The 14,431-nt window shown below is 36.4% G+C and carries 10 protein-coding genes and 1 tRNA gene; 4 read left to right on the plus strand and 7 right to left on the minus strand.

The window, feature by feature from the left end:
- Nucleotides 1-22: 22 nt before the first annotated feature.
- The 6 genes from ACFIJJ_RS00250 to ACFIJJ_RS00275 all read right to left on the minus strand — a co-directional run bounded on the left by ACFIJJ_RS00250 (nt 23) and on the right by ACFIJJ_RS00275 (nt 7,266).
- Nucleotides 23-877, minus strand: coding sequence for a YihY/virulence factor BrkB family protein (locus ACFIJJ_RS00250; RefSeq protein WP_375645604.1), 855 nt, complete (start codon nt 875-877; stop codon nt 23-25).
- A gap of 1,082 nt (nt 878-1,959) precedes the next feature.
- Nucleotides 1,960-2,892 carry a prephenate/arogenate dehydrogenase family protein gene (locus ACFIJJ_RS00255; RefSeq protein ID WP_375645606.1) on the minus strand — a complete coding sequence of 311 codons (933 nt, stop codon included), beginning with the start codon at nt 2,890-2,892 and terminating at the stop codon, nt 1,960-1,962.
- 604 nt (nt 2,893-3,496) lie between these two features.
- The gene (gene holA, locus ACFIJJ_RS00260; RefSeq protein ID WP_375645607.1) at nt 3,497-4,537 is read right to left on the minus strand and encodes a DNA polymerase III subunit delta; all 1,041 of its coding nucleotides are present in this window, start codon (nt 4,535-4,537) and stop codon (nt 3,497-3,499) included.
- A gap of 4 nt (nt 4,538-4,541) precedes the next feature.
- Nucleotides 4,542-5,336: an ABC transporter ATP-binding protein gene (locus ACFIJJ_RS00265; RefSeq protein ID WP_375622093.1), complete on the minus strand. Its 795-nt coding sequence runs from the start codon at nt 5,334-5,336 to the stop codon at nt 4,542-4,544.
- The gene (locus ACFIJJ_RS00270) at nt 5,329-6,225 is read right to left on the minus strand and encodes an ABC transporter permease (protein ID WP_375645608.1); all 897 of its coding nucleotides are present in this window, start codon (nt 6,223-6,225) and stop codon (nt 5,329-5,331) included. The genes ACFIJJ_RS00265 and ACFIJJ_RS00270 overlap by 8 nt, the downstream gene beginning before the upstream one ends.
- Before the next feature lie 63 nt (nt 6,226-6,288).
- On the minus strand, nt 6,289-7,266 hold the full coding sequence (locus tag ACFIJJ_RS00275; protein WP_375622091.1) for an ABC transporter substrate-binding protein: 978 nt from the start codon (nt 7,264-7,266) through the stop codon (nt 6,289-6,291).
- A gap of 186 nt (nt 7,267-7,452) precedes the next feature.
- Here ACFIJJ_RS00275 and ACFIJJ_RS00280 point away from each other — a divergent pair.
- Nucleotides 7,453-7,527: transfer RNA gene (locus ACFIJJ_RS00280), tRNA-Gly, on the plus strand.
- A 1,704-nt stretch (nt 7,528-9,231) separates the two neighbouring features.
- Here ACFIJJ_RS00280 and thiD read toward each other — a convergent pair.
- Nucleotides 9,232-10,086 carry a bifunctional hydroxymethylpyrimidine kinase/phosphomethylpyrimidine kinase gene (gene thiD, locus ACFIJJ_RS00285; protein ID WP_375645610.1) on the minus strand — a complete coding sequence of 285 codons (855 nt, stop codon included), beginning with the start codon at nt 10,084-10,086 and terminating at the stop codon, nt 9,232-9,234.
- Between the two features lie 129 nt (nt 10,087-10,215).
- On the opposite strand from thiD, the gene ACFIJJ_RS00290 reads away from it, so the two are divergent.
- The 3 genes from ACFIJJ_RS00290 (at nt 10,216) to ACFIJJ_RS00300 (ending at nt 14,282) form a co-directional block, all read left to right on the plus strand.
- Nucleotides 10,216-11,022 (plus strand): lysophospholipid acyltransferase family protein, encoded by an 807-nt coding sequence (locus ACFIJJ_RS00290; RefSeq protein WP_375645611.1) that lies wholly within the window; start codon nt 10,216-10,218, stop codon nt 11,020-11,022.
- 694 nt (nt 11,023-11,716) lie between these two features.
- Nucleotides 11,717-12,814: a D-alanyl-D-alanine carboxypeptidase family protein gene (locus ACFIJJ_RS00295; protein ID WP_375645612.1), complete on the plus strand. Its 1,098-nt coding sequence runs from the start codon at nt 11,717-11,719 to the stop codon at nt 12,812-12,814.
- A 406-nt stretch (nt 12,815-13,220) separates the two neighbouring features.
- On the plus strand, nt 13,221-14,282 hold the full coding sequence (locus ACFIJJ_RS00300; protein WP_375622087.1) for a CobW family GTP-binding protein: 1,062 nt from the start codon (nt 13,221-13,223) through the stop codon (nt 14,280-14,282).
- Nucleotides 14,283-14,431: the final 149 nt, after the last annotated feature.

Genomic DNA, 14,431 nt, shown 5'->3' on the forward strand with positions numbered 1-14,431 from the left:
TTTCAAGCAATAATAAGCTCTTTCATTCATCTGAATGTTGCAAATCCTTGCGATAAAACATTATCGCCGCGTTTATTTCTCCTCCCAAAATAAAAATTGCACTCAATATGTAGAGAAAAATAATAGCAACCATAATAGATGCCAACCCTGCATAGGTAGAAATATAATCAAACATCGTTAAATATTGCGCAAAAGCGATAGAAGCCATAAACCATATAAACATTGTCACCACTATTCCTGGTAAAATATCTATAAATTTCCGCCGCCCTGCTGGAAGCCATTTATGAACAATCAAAAGACTGATAAACAAAATAACGATTGCAACTGTATAACGCCATACACGAATAACAGCAATATATTCAGTCATAAAAAAAGAATGATTTTGCATAATTTTGATCAACAAAGGCGCCAGAATCAATAAAAAGCTAATCACAACAAGACCAACAGCTCCAAGGATTACAAAAAACAGACTTTGAAAACGACAAAACAACAAACTCCGTCGATCAGTAACACGGTAAGCTTTATTTAAAGCCGTACGCAAAGCCTCTATCCCATTAGAAGCAAAATAAGCCGCTCCAATGACAGAAAGCGTCAACACACCGCCTCGATGAATGGTTAAAACATTGACAATTTCTTGGGATAAAGGCTCTGCAATGACATCCGGCAATAACTGCACCAGTGCTTTAATTTTTTGCGGTGTATAGGTAAAAGCCCCTAGAAAACGAGCAAAAGATGTTCCGAAAATAAAAAAAGGGAAAAATGCTAAAAGCCCCGATAGCGCAACATGGCTCGCAAAAGCACTTCCATTATCACGCCAATAATGACTTATTGCATCACCAAAAATACGATAACTATACCAAAAGATATTTCTTAACAAACCTCAATACTTTCTGGTAACACCCTTTTTTCAGTTATCCTAAGCTTTATAAAAACCATCAAAACTTTAAACAAACGCCTGTTAGTATAAAGGGCAATAATCCATGCGGTCAAGTCTCACTCTGTCCCAAAGCTTAAAAGAACAAGTCAAAAAATTTTACTAATCAATTATATTCTGTTTGAAGCCTTTTGTTTTACGTGAGCAACCTAACCAAAGAACGCAAAAAACAAAATGTGAGGTAAAAATATTTCCATGAATTTTTTTGCACTTTACACATTGTAAAGCTTAATTAAAAGGAGATAGATGGAATGGAAATGATTTTTTACCTTTATATCTTTTATATTGTTCTCAAATGAAGTTATTTTCCCGCTTCAAAAGACAAACCAAACAGATACAAGCAAGATTCTCCTCAACCTGACATACAAAAGCTAAAAAAACGAACACACTGAATCATCTTAATATTTATCTCAACCATGTTACTGCATAAGGTTTGAATGTTAATAGACAGGAAACAACATCATAAAACGAAAAATATACCAGCTATAGATTGGAGAATTACCTCTGCTTTTTAAAAACATTTGCGCAATAACAACCGTAATATACCGAGCTTTTTATTTACTTACAGACGTCCGCATAAATCTCCCACAAATCTCTTGTGTCATATTCATGAAAATCAAATTGATGGAAATATAATTCTCAGTATGATAATAGGAAAAGTGGTACTTTTTATATGTCTTTACTTTCAAATATAAAAAACTATTCAGTTTCCCCATTATTTTCCCAAAATAAATTCTTCCTTTCTTTTTCCATATGAAATAAATCAAACTTAAAGCATATCTCTATGAGTTTTGTTTTAATTTATGCGATTAGCTAACCAAAACCACAACTGCCCCTCATGAGGATGCAAAAATCATTTTAGAGCACAAATGAGAAAACAAAGGTAAGCGCACTTACTTATCGTACAAACTATTGAGAATAACGCCGTATCTTCATACACAACACACAATTTAAAAGAACAAATATCCTAATCAAGAGATATGATAAGAATAAGCAAAACAACGAAAATTCAAAAATTTCTTATTTTACATTCCCTCTTTAGAAATGTTATGACGCCCAAAGTCAGGGGCATCAATTTCCTGCCCTGCTGCGATGATATTACGGCGCACAGCACGTGTACGCATAAAAAAATTAAACAGTGTTTCACCATCCCCTAAACGAATTGCCTGTTCTAAAAAAGCAAGCCCCTCATTAAAACGACTCAACATCTCTAAAATAGCATCTTTATTATGCAAACAAATATCTCGCCACATAACGGGATCAGAAGATGCCAAACGTGTAAAATCACGAAAACCAGAAGCGGAATAAGCAATTACTTCCGAATTTGTTACTTTTTCTAAATCACTCGCTGTCCCAACAGTATTATAGGCAATCAAATGCGGCAAATGCGAAACAATTGCCAAAACAAGATCATGATGCTTAGGCTCCATCTTTTCGACACGCGCACCACAAGCTTCCCAAAATGCTGTCAATCGTGCTACAGCCGCCGCATCACTATCCGCAAAAGGCGTTAAAATACACCAGCGATTGATAAATAAATCAGCAAAACCAGCATCCGGACCCGAATATTCCGTTCCAGCAATAGGATGCCCCGGAATAAAATGAACCGTTTTGGGCAATAAAGGCGCCATTTCTGTAATAACCAACTCTTTTGTAGAACCAACATCACTCACTATTGCCCCCTGCCTTAAATGATCATGAATGTTTTTTGCCACCTCTGCACTTGCCCCAACAGGAACAGAAATAATAACGAGATCTGCACCTTCAACAGCCTCTGCATTATCCGTTGTATAAAAATCTCCAAGTTCTAATTCGCGCGCTCTTTCCAATGTTTCTTGACGACGGGTTGCAATAGAAATTTGAATTGAAAGATTTTTCTTTTTAATCACCCTTGCCAAAGAAGATCCAATCAGACCGATCCCAATGAGCGCTATTTTTTCAAATTGAATATGGAGCATCTTTCACCTTTAAGGATTCTTTACAAATGGCAACAAAGACAGTCGTAAAAATCATAATTTTCCTGTCTGTTTATTCAAGAGTTATGCGCAAAACATTAAAAAACTACAACTAGGGAATAAAGAATAACGCAGTTTACCAATCACCACCTGCGCCAAACTGACAACAGATCATTTTACTTACAAAAACACAAAAAAATGAGTGACGAAAAATGTAACATTAAGCTCTAAACACTCACTTCATTGCTGACCAGAGCGCACCACTGAAACAAAATAAAATGCATTCTCATAAATTCTTTATCAAGACAATAACAACCTTACACAAATCTCATCAGGTTACTTTAATCTCACTAATTTACTCTCAAAAAAACGTATCAAAAGCGTAAGCAGATACCCTTCTAAATTACCACAATACATTATATTGATTGGTACAATTGGTAAATTCTATAACATCAACACAAGTTTTGCGAGTATTGAACACACCGTAAAATAACGCATTCTCAAAAATACAGCTTCTTCAACCTCTACTTGATAATACAACAGTTTTAATTGCTGAAAATGCCTCTGTATTGTATTCAAAATAAAAAATCATAATATTTTTAAAATACTAAGCTGCCATCTGGCGTCGTGCAATAATTGTAAGTCCTAACAAAACTTGACGAATGATAGCTTCACCCAAAAGCGGATTTTTACGGCTGTCCAAAACAGCACTCTGAATTCTTTCCATTGCGTAAGAAATCTGTTCTAACTTCCAATATTTTAAAGCTTGTTCAACGGTTTTTTTCCGTTGAAAAAAAATAGGGGGACGTGCTTGAGAAACTACCGTAAAAGGCAATTTTCCTTCAACCTCTACCTGATAACGCAATAGCTGTAATTGCTGAAAATGTCTTTGAGCTGTACTCAAAATTAAAAAAAGTGCCCCATGCACTGCTGCATGTCGGTTAAAATGCGCTTCAAAGCCTGATATATCGCCCAATAAAAGAGCATCAACGACTTCATCTTGAGAAAGAGCACTGACATCGCTTACAACAGCTTTCACATCTTCAAGAGTAATATGAACATTTGCAGCGTAAAGACAAAGCTTTTCTAATTCACCGCGTGATACAAGACGATCCGCCCCTAAATTTTCATGCAACCATCTACGTGCATCCAAAGAAAGAGTCTTCTTAAACTGCCCTAAAACCTCATCAATCAAACCGTCAAGAGAACGCATATCATCGGCAAAACAAGGTAAAGCCATTGCTTTTGATGCCGTTTCAACAGCATTGCGCAACCCTGTTCCTTTTTTTAAATCCCCTGCTTCAATGAGAATAAAACAGGCTTCTGGCGGCTTTTCAATTAAAAGCTTTAAGGCAGCAAGAAAACCTTTTTGGTTAGCAGCATTAGAAATCCATATCAAACGATCTCCCCCAAAAAGCGATAACGTACGCGCTTCATTTTCCAAACGTGCAGGATCTTTATCAATTTCAGCAGCATCCAAACGAATTGTTGAAAATGGATCTTCTATAGCTACCCGTGTAAGCTTAGCAAAACATTGTGCACGCTCACAAATAAGACCACGATCTGTCCCATAAATGAGAACAATAGGAAAAGCACGTGAAAAACGCGTTAGAAACTGATCAACTTCATGTGCTTTTTTCTGAGCCACATTATTAATCCATTAACAGTTCATCTTCATCAAGAACTTCCCCGCGAACTTTCTGAAACATACCAATTAAATCATTGACATCCAAGCCCTTACGCTCTTCATGACAGACATCCAAAATCACTTTTCCACCATGCAACATCAAAGTGCGATCTCCATAATCAAGAGCCTGACGCATAGAATGGGTCACCATGATAGTCGTTAATTTTTTCTCTTCAACGATTTTTTCAGTCAACCGCATCACAAAATCAGCCATTCCAGGATCAAGTGCTGAGGTATGTTCATCAAGCAATAAAACATCCGCATGCGCCAATGTTGCCATCACAAGACAAACTGCTTGGCGTTGCCCACCTGATAAACTATCCATAGGATTATGAATATATGCTTCAAGACCAATGCCTAATTGAGCAATTTTCTCTCGAAAAAATTGCCGTTTCTCATGATTTAAAGCCGCACGCAAACCACGACGACTTCCTCGAAGAGCAGCAAGAGCCAAATTTTCTTCAATTGTTAAAGAACCACAACTTCCCTCTAACGAATCTTGAAAAACACAAGCAATCTTTCCAGCGCGTTCACTGACTGATTGCCTAGAAACATTTTGTCCATTAATAACCACTTTCCCTGTTGAGGGAAGCGTTGCACCCGCTAAAACACTGAGCAAGGTTGATTTACCAGCACCATTTGAACCAATAACCGTAACAAAACTACCCTGCTCAATTTTGAGGTTAATATCAATTAAAGCCTGTTTTTCCAAAGGCGTTTGCGGTTTAAATGTAACCCCAACATGAAACAACTCAATCACGTTTATGCCTCCTCCAATAGCGTGGCACAATAAGGGTTAAAACAACCAACAGCGAAGTAATCAACTGAAGATCTGTCGACGTATCAATACCAATGCCATTTGCTTCAAATGCAAATTGCACCGCCACACGATAAAGCACAGACCCCATAATACAGCTGATTATAATCCAAAAAATATTGCGCGTACGAAAAAGAGTTTCACCGATAATCACAGCTGCCAACCCAAAAACAATTGTTCCAATTCCACCGGTAATATCTGTTGCAATCGCAGTTTGAATATAAAGAGAACCACCAAGTGCCACACACGCATTGGACAGCCCCATTCCAAAGTATATCAATGCTGATGTATGAACACCTTGCGCCGTCGCCATGCGTGGATTAGCGCCCATTGCACGCATAGCAAGACCAATTTCACTTTCCAAAAAGCGCCAAATCAAAAACGCCATAACCAGCAATACAATACCAACGAAAAGAGGACGCACAAAAATATCAGATAAACCAAACATATTATAAAAGGGCGTTAACGCGGTATCAGCAAGAGCTAAATTAACATTAGACCCTCCCATAATTCCCATAATACGAAGATTAACCGTATAAAGTGCTGACATTGTTAAAATAGAAGCTAAAAGATTCAAAATACCAAAACGCAAATTCAATAGAGCTGTTAATAAACCAGCCCCCATACCTGCACAAAAAGCGCATGCCATAGCTGTCCATGCATTGAAACCCAAGAGAATCAAAACACCACAGACACAGGAACCAAGAAGAAACGATCCATCAACTGTTAAATCAGGAAAATCTAAAACCCGAAATGAAAGATAAACCCCTATAGCAACAAACGCATAAATAAGGCCTAATTCCACAGCACCAGAAAACGCAAATATATTCATGTAAAGACAATCCCCATGAAAACTTAACGTATTTTTATTGTATCAACACCCTATTAATAAAAGTTATTGAATCACCTTTGTCGCACGGTCAATAACTGCCTGCGGAATAATAATCCCTGCTTTTTGGGCTGCTTTCAAATCAATTCGAATGTCATTATTAGCCGCCTGCACAACATCAATATCACCAGGCTTTTCACCCTTTAGAATACGCACAACCAATTTCCCAGCATCAACCCCTACATCATAGAAATTCACACCTTGCGTCATAAAAGGCCCACGCCCGATAGTATTAGCATCAACAGTAAATACAGGCATATTGGCTTCCTGTGTGACCTTTATTGCGCCCTCTAAAACAGATAAAATCGTATTATCAGCAGGAATAAAAATAATATCGACCTTACCAATTAAAGCGCGTGTTGCTGCCTGAACATCTGAAGGCTTTGGTGCCGATGAAGGAACGATTTCAATTCCAGCTTTTTTCGCTACATCTTTTAACACTTTAAGTGTTGAAACAGAATTTGCTTCGGAAGCATTATAAAGATAACCAATTTTTTTCAAATCTGGTTTTACTTCTTGCAAAAGTTTAACACTTTCTGCAACATCTATACGATCCGAACTCCCTGTTACATTACCGCTAGGTTTGGTAAGCGAAGAAACTATTTTAGCTCCGATAGGATCAGAAATCGCCGCAAAGACGATAGGAATTTGTTTTGTTGCTGCAAGCATTGTTTGCGCTGAAGGCGTAGTAATAGCTACAATAACATCGGGTTTATCACCAACAAATTTACGTGCAATTTGCGTTGCTGTTGAAATATTGCCCTGTGCTGATAAAAAAGTAAGTTGAAAATTTTCACCTTGCTTATAACCATTTTCTGCAAGAACATCTTCCACACCTTTACGAACAGCATCCGCAGCAGGATGGATCATAATTTGTGTGAGTGCAACTTTAATGTGTTTAACTTGGTCATCCGCTTTTACAACACTGTTCATCATAAAAACAGTTGCAATAATAATCCCTAATATATTTATTCTCTTCAACATTATATTCCACCCCTCTCCATGTAAAAATTAAAAAAGGAATAATTTATGACTGAAGAATTTTCTAAAATCAATCTTTATTTCATTTTATCGAAACATGGACAAAATAAATCAAACTAAAATGATATTTTTTTGTTGCAATTCGTAGAAGCCTACGCCATACAGACAAGACATATATCGAATCGGTAAGCGGGTGTAGCTCAGGGGTAGAGCACAACCTTGCCAAGGTTGGGGTCGTGGGTTCGAATCCCATCGCCCGCTCCATTGAATTTTGTATTTATTCGTTCTTGTGTGGAGTTAGAGCTTGTCATCGGTTGTTGTAGCTGTATGTATGTAGTTTACCAGCAGGTTTTGTATATTTTGCCACTAGGTTTTGTACCAATTTATTTTTTTCAAAGAGTTTTTAAGGGGTTCTAAAAAGGTCCTCAAAGACCTTTCAAAGATCATTTAAAGGTCCTTTATGCGTATTGTTTCTTTTTTTATATCACAGTTGATGATGAAAAATCTCTCACGCTAATTGTAATTATTTTCAAACGAAATAAACTGTTTTCACCTATTATTTTAGAGTAAATTAAGTTTTTGGGATTTCTGGCACATCATTTGAAATACCAAAGAAATGTTCCCTTGTACTTGTGTAAACAACGTGGACATCATTTGATAATCCTCTTTCTTGAACAAATTCTTATCCAGAATAGTCTTCAACAAAAAAATAAATCAATAATTTGATTCATAAAGATAATTTATCATTATTCATATTGAGCAAGCGTCTCAAATATCATAGGATTATCTCATTTCAAATCTCTATACATTAAAATCACTCACAATCATCTGCTCACGCATAACAGGAAAAATTGAGGCATCAATAACATTCACTTGAAGAAAGGAATAAAAACTCTTCTTCTGAACGCTCTGAAATACCAAAGATTATCGCAACATTGGGAGCTAAAATAGTATAGGGGGTACCCCTTTCACCTTAAAAACGTAAAAATGAGAAGCATAATAGCTTTATACACTTCATAGAGGCTTTAGACCATTCACGAACGTTATTATAAAATGGATGTGACACACCTTGAGAGAAATCTCTTTAAAATAAACATGTGAATTAACAATATAAGTGCATTCTATTTTACATGAGGAACGTAACTTCAAATCAAGATAAGGTAACATAAGGTGTTGAAACCATCATAGTGCACAATAAAATCAGACCATTTTAAATGTTTAATGGTAACATCTGCTAAACAACAGAATGAAAATTCAATTTTGAAAAGATTAAACCACACGCTACAGGTCTATTGAAACTCCGATTGTACGATCGACTATCTTCTCGCTAAAACTTAATCACTATAAATATAAAAACCTTAAAGCCCGCTCTAAATCCGTAAAAATTTCTAGATCTTGCTGTATTAAATGTTGAGGCTCCTCACGACTTCTCATCTGAAACGCCAATGATTCCATAAAGCAGTTCCATAAAAAGAGGATAATGACGTTATAATATCCGAAAAAATTCACCACATCACCTGAAAGATCATTGATAATTCCATCAGAAAGTATCAATTTCCATTTAGAAAACCCTACCCATGCCGACAAAAAGCTTTGTAAATGTTAGATATCTTCAATAATTTTGGCTCATCCTGTTTTGCCACCAATATAAGAAACAGCGAATATAGTGGATCCGCCAGCTTTAATATCGCCTTGTAAAAGGTCTTTCCCTCTACTCTTTTTGCTATCAAATCCTGATTTTACAATTCCTTGCTCTCTTTTTTATACTCAAAATTGCCTCTGAAACAGGATAGATTAATCGTAAAAAATATATAAAATAAGCAAATTATAACATTTTTTCTTATCCTTCTTAATACAAAATAACTGTTAAGCTACAATACGCTAACATTTATCAGTCATAAGTCCAAAACATCATATAATGACGAAACAAATTCATAGAGTGAAGATTTTTCACAATCAATCGTTGTATTAATCTTTCCATAATGCATAAAAATGATGAAGCGGCCCTCGCCCTTTCCCTACTTTTAAAGCATCTGAGGCAGTTAAAGCGCCATGCAAATAATCTTTTGCTTGTTTAACAGCGCAATCCAAAGGTTGAGTAGGTAACAGAGCTGCAATGGCAGCAGAAATGGTACACCCTGTCCCATGATCATGAGTGGTTGAAAGACGAGAGGCTTCAAGTATAACAAGGTTTTCACAATCACAATAAAGATCTGGACTAGAACAATCGTAATTTTCTGTACTACTTTTGGTAAGCGTATTCAAATGTCCCCCTTTTAACAGAACGGCATGACACCCTAGCGCCAAAAGTTGCGGACCATATTGATACATAGCCTCTAAAGACCATTGCACTTCACATCCCAATAACAATGCAGCTTCAGGCAAATTTGGCGTGATCAAAGTTGACATCGGCACAAGAACATCACGCATAATTTCAATTGCATCAGGCTTTAAAAGAACATCACCACTTTTTGCAACCATAACCGGATCAAAAACAATGAGGCGTGCTTTATGATAAACAAGACGTTCTGCAATAGTCTGTGCAATCTGAGCATTTGCAACCATACCAATTTTAACGGCATCAACATGGATATCCTCAAAAACAGAATCAATTTGATCTGCAACAAAAGAAGCATCTAATGCCTGAAAAGAACGCACACCCTGAGTATTTTGTGCAACAACAGCTGTAACCACACTCATACCATAAGTTTTCATAGCTGAAAAAACCTTCAAATCCGCCTGCATTCCAGCGCCACCAGAAGGATCTGTTCCCGCAATAGATAAAATCCGTGGAATAAAAAGTTTATCTTTTTGTAATTCCATTAACCTCTTTCCTTCTGTTTTTAAATATCGGAAAATGAGTTACCGAAAAAATAGATGCTTGAGAAAACATAAAGAAGATGTTTTCTCATGTGAATTATATTATATATGAAGTCTTCTTATAGATATAAAATGGAAAATGTAGTGCTTATCCTTCGTTCTATTCTTTTTACGTTCGCTTTTTATACAACAACTTTCATACAAATGATTCTTTACGCTCCCGTTTATTTTTTAATGCCCCGCAAAAAGGCATGGATTGTCCCTAAAACATGGGCACGCGTTACACTCTTTTTGCAAAAATACATCGCAGGCACAAGTTATGAGATTGAAGGTTTAGAAAATCTTCCCAAAGGACCCTATATCATTGCTCCAAAGCATCAATCGGCTTGGGAAACTTTCAGTCTTGTTCCTTATTTTGATGATCCCACTCTCATTTTAAAACGTGAATTGATGTGGATTCCATTGTTTGGCTGGTATATGGCAAAAACGCAAATTATCCCCATTAACCGCACAACACCCATCAAAGCCTTAAAAATGATTATACAAAAAGCAAAAGAGAAAGTAAAACAAGGGCGCCAAATCTTGATTTTTCCCGAAGGAACACGCCGACAACCCGGTCAAGAACCAGATTATAAGTCAGGAATTGTCGCGCTCTATAATGAATTAGGACTTCAAGTTGTCCCTATTGCACACAATGCGGGTTTATATTGGCCACGCGGTAATTTTCGCCGCTATCCCGGAACAATTCGTGTCCGTATTCTTCCCCCGATAGAAGCGGGTTTAAGCAAACGTGATTTTCTAGATCAACTTGTCCAAAAAACTGAAAAAGCGTGTGATGAACTGCTTCTCTTAGCAGCTCAAGATCCTACCCCTCCTCCTATGCCACCATACGCTGTTCAGAAACTTCAAAAACTAAATCATCATGAAACAATGCACTGATTGATAAGAATAATGCATAACTTTGTATATTGAGCGGAGTATAGGGAACAAAAATATAAGAAAGATACTTCAAACTTTCTAATTTAAAATTGTAAAACACTTGTACATGATAAGAAATGATCAATGTGTAAATTTTTTTGAAAAAGAATTCTTCCTCTCTTTAAAATCATTTAAATAACATACATCTCATTGATTTATAAGGATATTTTATCGTTATTCAACTTGAATGAGAACCCTGAATACCGTAAGACTCTCTCATTTCAAATCTATTTTAGGTTGAATCAATTAGAATCATTTTCTTGCACATTACAAGCGGGGATACCTCGTGTGAATAAAACGATACGAGAAAAGATTGAAATGCTTTTTACGAACCGTCTCAAGTGCCAAAGGCTATCCTAACAGGAAAGCAAGAAAAATGTATGATTATGCCGCTTCGTTTCTTCCTAAGAAACATCAATCCTCCCAAGAACCTGAAATCTTGTATAATCTTCATTATTTAAAAAGTATTTCTTGAGATACTTAAGTCATCAAACAAAATTCAAGGGGAAAATAAAAATGAGTGTTGGTTTTTATCCCACATACACAACGGATACAGCAATTAACCATCTTTTCTCCCTAACCTAGACTTAAAAGCTTTGTGTGCTACATTAAAACAATTCTAAATAACGAATAAGAGGGAACTAGATTTAAATTAATGCAACGTCTCTTCTATAATTTATTTTTTTCTGTGATTTTGAGTTTATCCAGCGCTGTTGCTCTAGCGCAGCCTTTTATTTCTGTTGATGTTACAACGGGGCATATCTTAAAACACAATCAAGCTTTTGAGCGTTGGTATCCTGCTTCCTTGACAAAATTAATGACTGCTTATGTTATTTTTCGTGCCATGAGCCGAGGGGAAATTTCACCAAAAAAACATATCACTATCAGCGAATACGCAGCAAAAGCTCCCTCATATCGTTCAGGCTATAAAGCTGGTTCTGTACTCACACTTGATACAGCCTTAAGTATTACCATGGTTAAATCTACTAATGACTTAGCCATTGCTATGAGTGAAGCCGTTGCTGGTTCACAAAAAGCTTTTGTACGTAAAATGAATAGCGAAGCTAAACGTTTAGGCATGTTTGGCACCCATTTTGCGAACGCAAGTGGTTTACCAGACCCTCAAAACTACTCTACGGCACGCGATATTGCTCTTTTAGCCGTTCAAATACGTCGAGAATTTCCACAATATTCTCATTATTTTTCTATTCCAGCCATTGATTTTGGTAATAATCGAAAAATCCAACATAACTCAAACAACCTCATTGGCCGTTTTTATGGGATAGACGGTATGAAAACAGGCTTTATTTGTGCCTCTGGTTTTAATCTTGTTGCCTCAGCCACCCGCAATAAACGTACAATTATTGCTGTCATTCTGGGTGCTAACAACATAAGTGAAAGAGAAGAAAAAGCTGCACAACTTCTTGAAATAGGATTTTTGCACCAAGGAAACCCCCAATTAACACTAGCAACATTAAAACCTTATGGGAGCAACATAACACAAGCCAACAATATGAGACAACAAACATGCACACCTGAAGCCATAAAAATGCATGCAAATTCATATGATGATCAAGGAAATATTATTCTCACCTCACCTTTTATCACTGCTCCACCTTCTTTTTCTCATCCTTTATCAGTACACCTCATTCGTACGCCACAAACACCTAAAATGACAGTAAAACCACTAAGAAAACCCTATATTCCGTATAAAAGGCACGCAAACCATTCTATAAAAAGCCATAAATCATAATCTACAATTAATTATAATACTTTGATTTATAATGATAATTAATTATTTTGTAGCTTATGTCAAAACCACAAGTATTGTAAGATTCTCTCATTTCAAATCTGTATTTGTTGAATCAATAAAAACTAGTCTCTTGCGCGCCACAAAGTGGATGAACATGTAGATAAAATAATTAAAACAAAAAATAAAAATCCTTCCTATAAGTCCTTTCAAGAACCACGAATTATCATAACATTGACGCTAAAAAGTGTATGATATACCCACCTACATCTACCTTTATAAGCGTAAAGATAGTGATACAATGGATTTCATGGGGGGTAACCATTATATCCCTCACGGACACCATTATAAATTGGTTAAACGTACTGAGATATATTTTTTAAAAACAAAACTATGATTGATGATTAACATGAAAATAAAGCGCATCCCCCTCACGCTTATTACAGGTTTTTTAGGCTCTGGCAAAACAACTTTGCTTAACCGTATGCTACAAGACCCTCTTTTAACAGAATGTGCTGTTATCATCAATGAATTCGGCGAAATCAGTATTGACCACCTTCTGGTTGAAAAGGCAACAGAAGGAATTATTGAGCTTGCCAATGGCTGCTTATGCTGCAATTTACGCAGTGATCTCATCGACACATTAATTGATTTAATAAATCGCGTTCAGACAGGACAGATCAAACAACTCCATCATATTATCATTGAAACCACAGGGATGGCTGATCCCGCCCCTATTTTACAAATACTTTTAAGCCACCCGTTATTTATTCAAACATTGTCCATAAATGCTGTTCTTGCAACATTTGATACATTAAGCCCACTTTCCATATGTGAGCGCTATCCTGAAATATATAAACAATTAATATTTGCTGATAAAATTATTCTCACCAAAACAGATCTTAGAGACCCACAAACGCTTTCAGATACACTCCTTAGCACACTTAAAACAATGAATCCTACAGCGCAAATCATTGACGCCCATTCTGAAGATTTCTGTTCAAATCTATTAATAAATAACTCATTATGGGATGAAAGAGTAGAAAATACAAAACTTAAACAAAATCTTACGACTACCCCGCATGATCATACGCCCCATAAAACCATTCGTACCTTTTCACTAAACTGTGAGGGTCCTGTTGATTACGCCACAATTGAAGCTTTTTTAGATCTCCTACAAGAGCGTTATGGTACAAAATTATTACGTATTAAAGCCATTATCGCATTGCGTGATGACCCTTATCGCCCACTTGTACTCCACGGCGTACAAACATTTTTTCACCCTCCCATAAGATTACCAGCATGGCCAAAAGGAATAAAACAAACACGTTTTGTCATCATTGCCGATGGTGTTGAAAAAGAAGCTATACAAAAACTCCTCAATGCTTTTTTTAATAAACCAGCAATAGATACTGCAGACAAAACAGCTCTCTTAGAAAATCCTCTGGTCATTCCAGGAATAAAATTTTAATTTTTTCTCCCCTTCAATGATATAACATTAAATTCATTGGCACCACCATCTTTATGCTTTTAAAGGAGCAAACGGGCACATCATTACACACTTTGCTAATTCCCGATGTTGAAACAAAAAGCTTTTGGCACTTGAAACGGTTTGTAAAA

The sequence above is a fragment of the Bartonella sp. TT29SHDZB genome (genome assembly GCF_042193395.1).
Lineage (GTDB): Bacteria > Pseudomonadota > Alphaproteobacteria > Rhizobiales > Rhizobiaceae > Bartonella.

Excerpts from the sequence above, each read along its gene's own strand:
- ACFIJJ_RS00270 (WP_375645608.1), bottom strand. The coding sequence starts at position 6,225 with ATGAATATATTTGCGTTTTCTGGTGCTGTGGAATTAGGCCTTATTTAT.
- ACFIJJ_RS00255 (WP_375645606.1), bottom strand. The coding sequence starts at position 2,892 with ATGCTCCATATTCAATTTGAAAAAATAGCGCTCATTGGGATCGGTCTG.
- ACFIJJ_RS00295 (WP_375645612.1), top strand. The coding sequence starts at position 11,717 with ATGCAACGTCTCTTCTATAATTTATTTTTTTCTGTGATTTTGAGTTTA.
- ACFIJJ_RS00275 (WP_375622091.1), bottom strand. The coding sequence starts at position 7,266 with ATGTTGAAGAGAATAAATATATTAGGGATTATTATTGCAACTGTTTTT.
- ACFIJJ_RS00300 (WP_375622087.1), top strand. The coding sequence starts at position 13,221 with ATGAAAATAAAGCGCATCCCCCTCACGCTTATTACAGGTTTTTTAGGC.
- thiD (WP_375645610.1), bottom strand. The coding sequence starts at position 10,086 with ATGGAATTACAAAAAGATAAACTTTTTATTCCACGGATTTTATCTATT.
- ACFIJJ_RS00290 (WP_375645611.1), top strand. The coding sequence starts at position 10,216 with ATGGAAAATGTAGTGCTTATCCTTCGTTCTATTCTTTTTACGTTCGCT.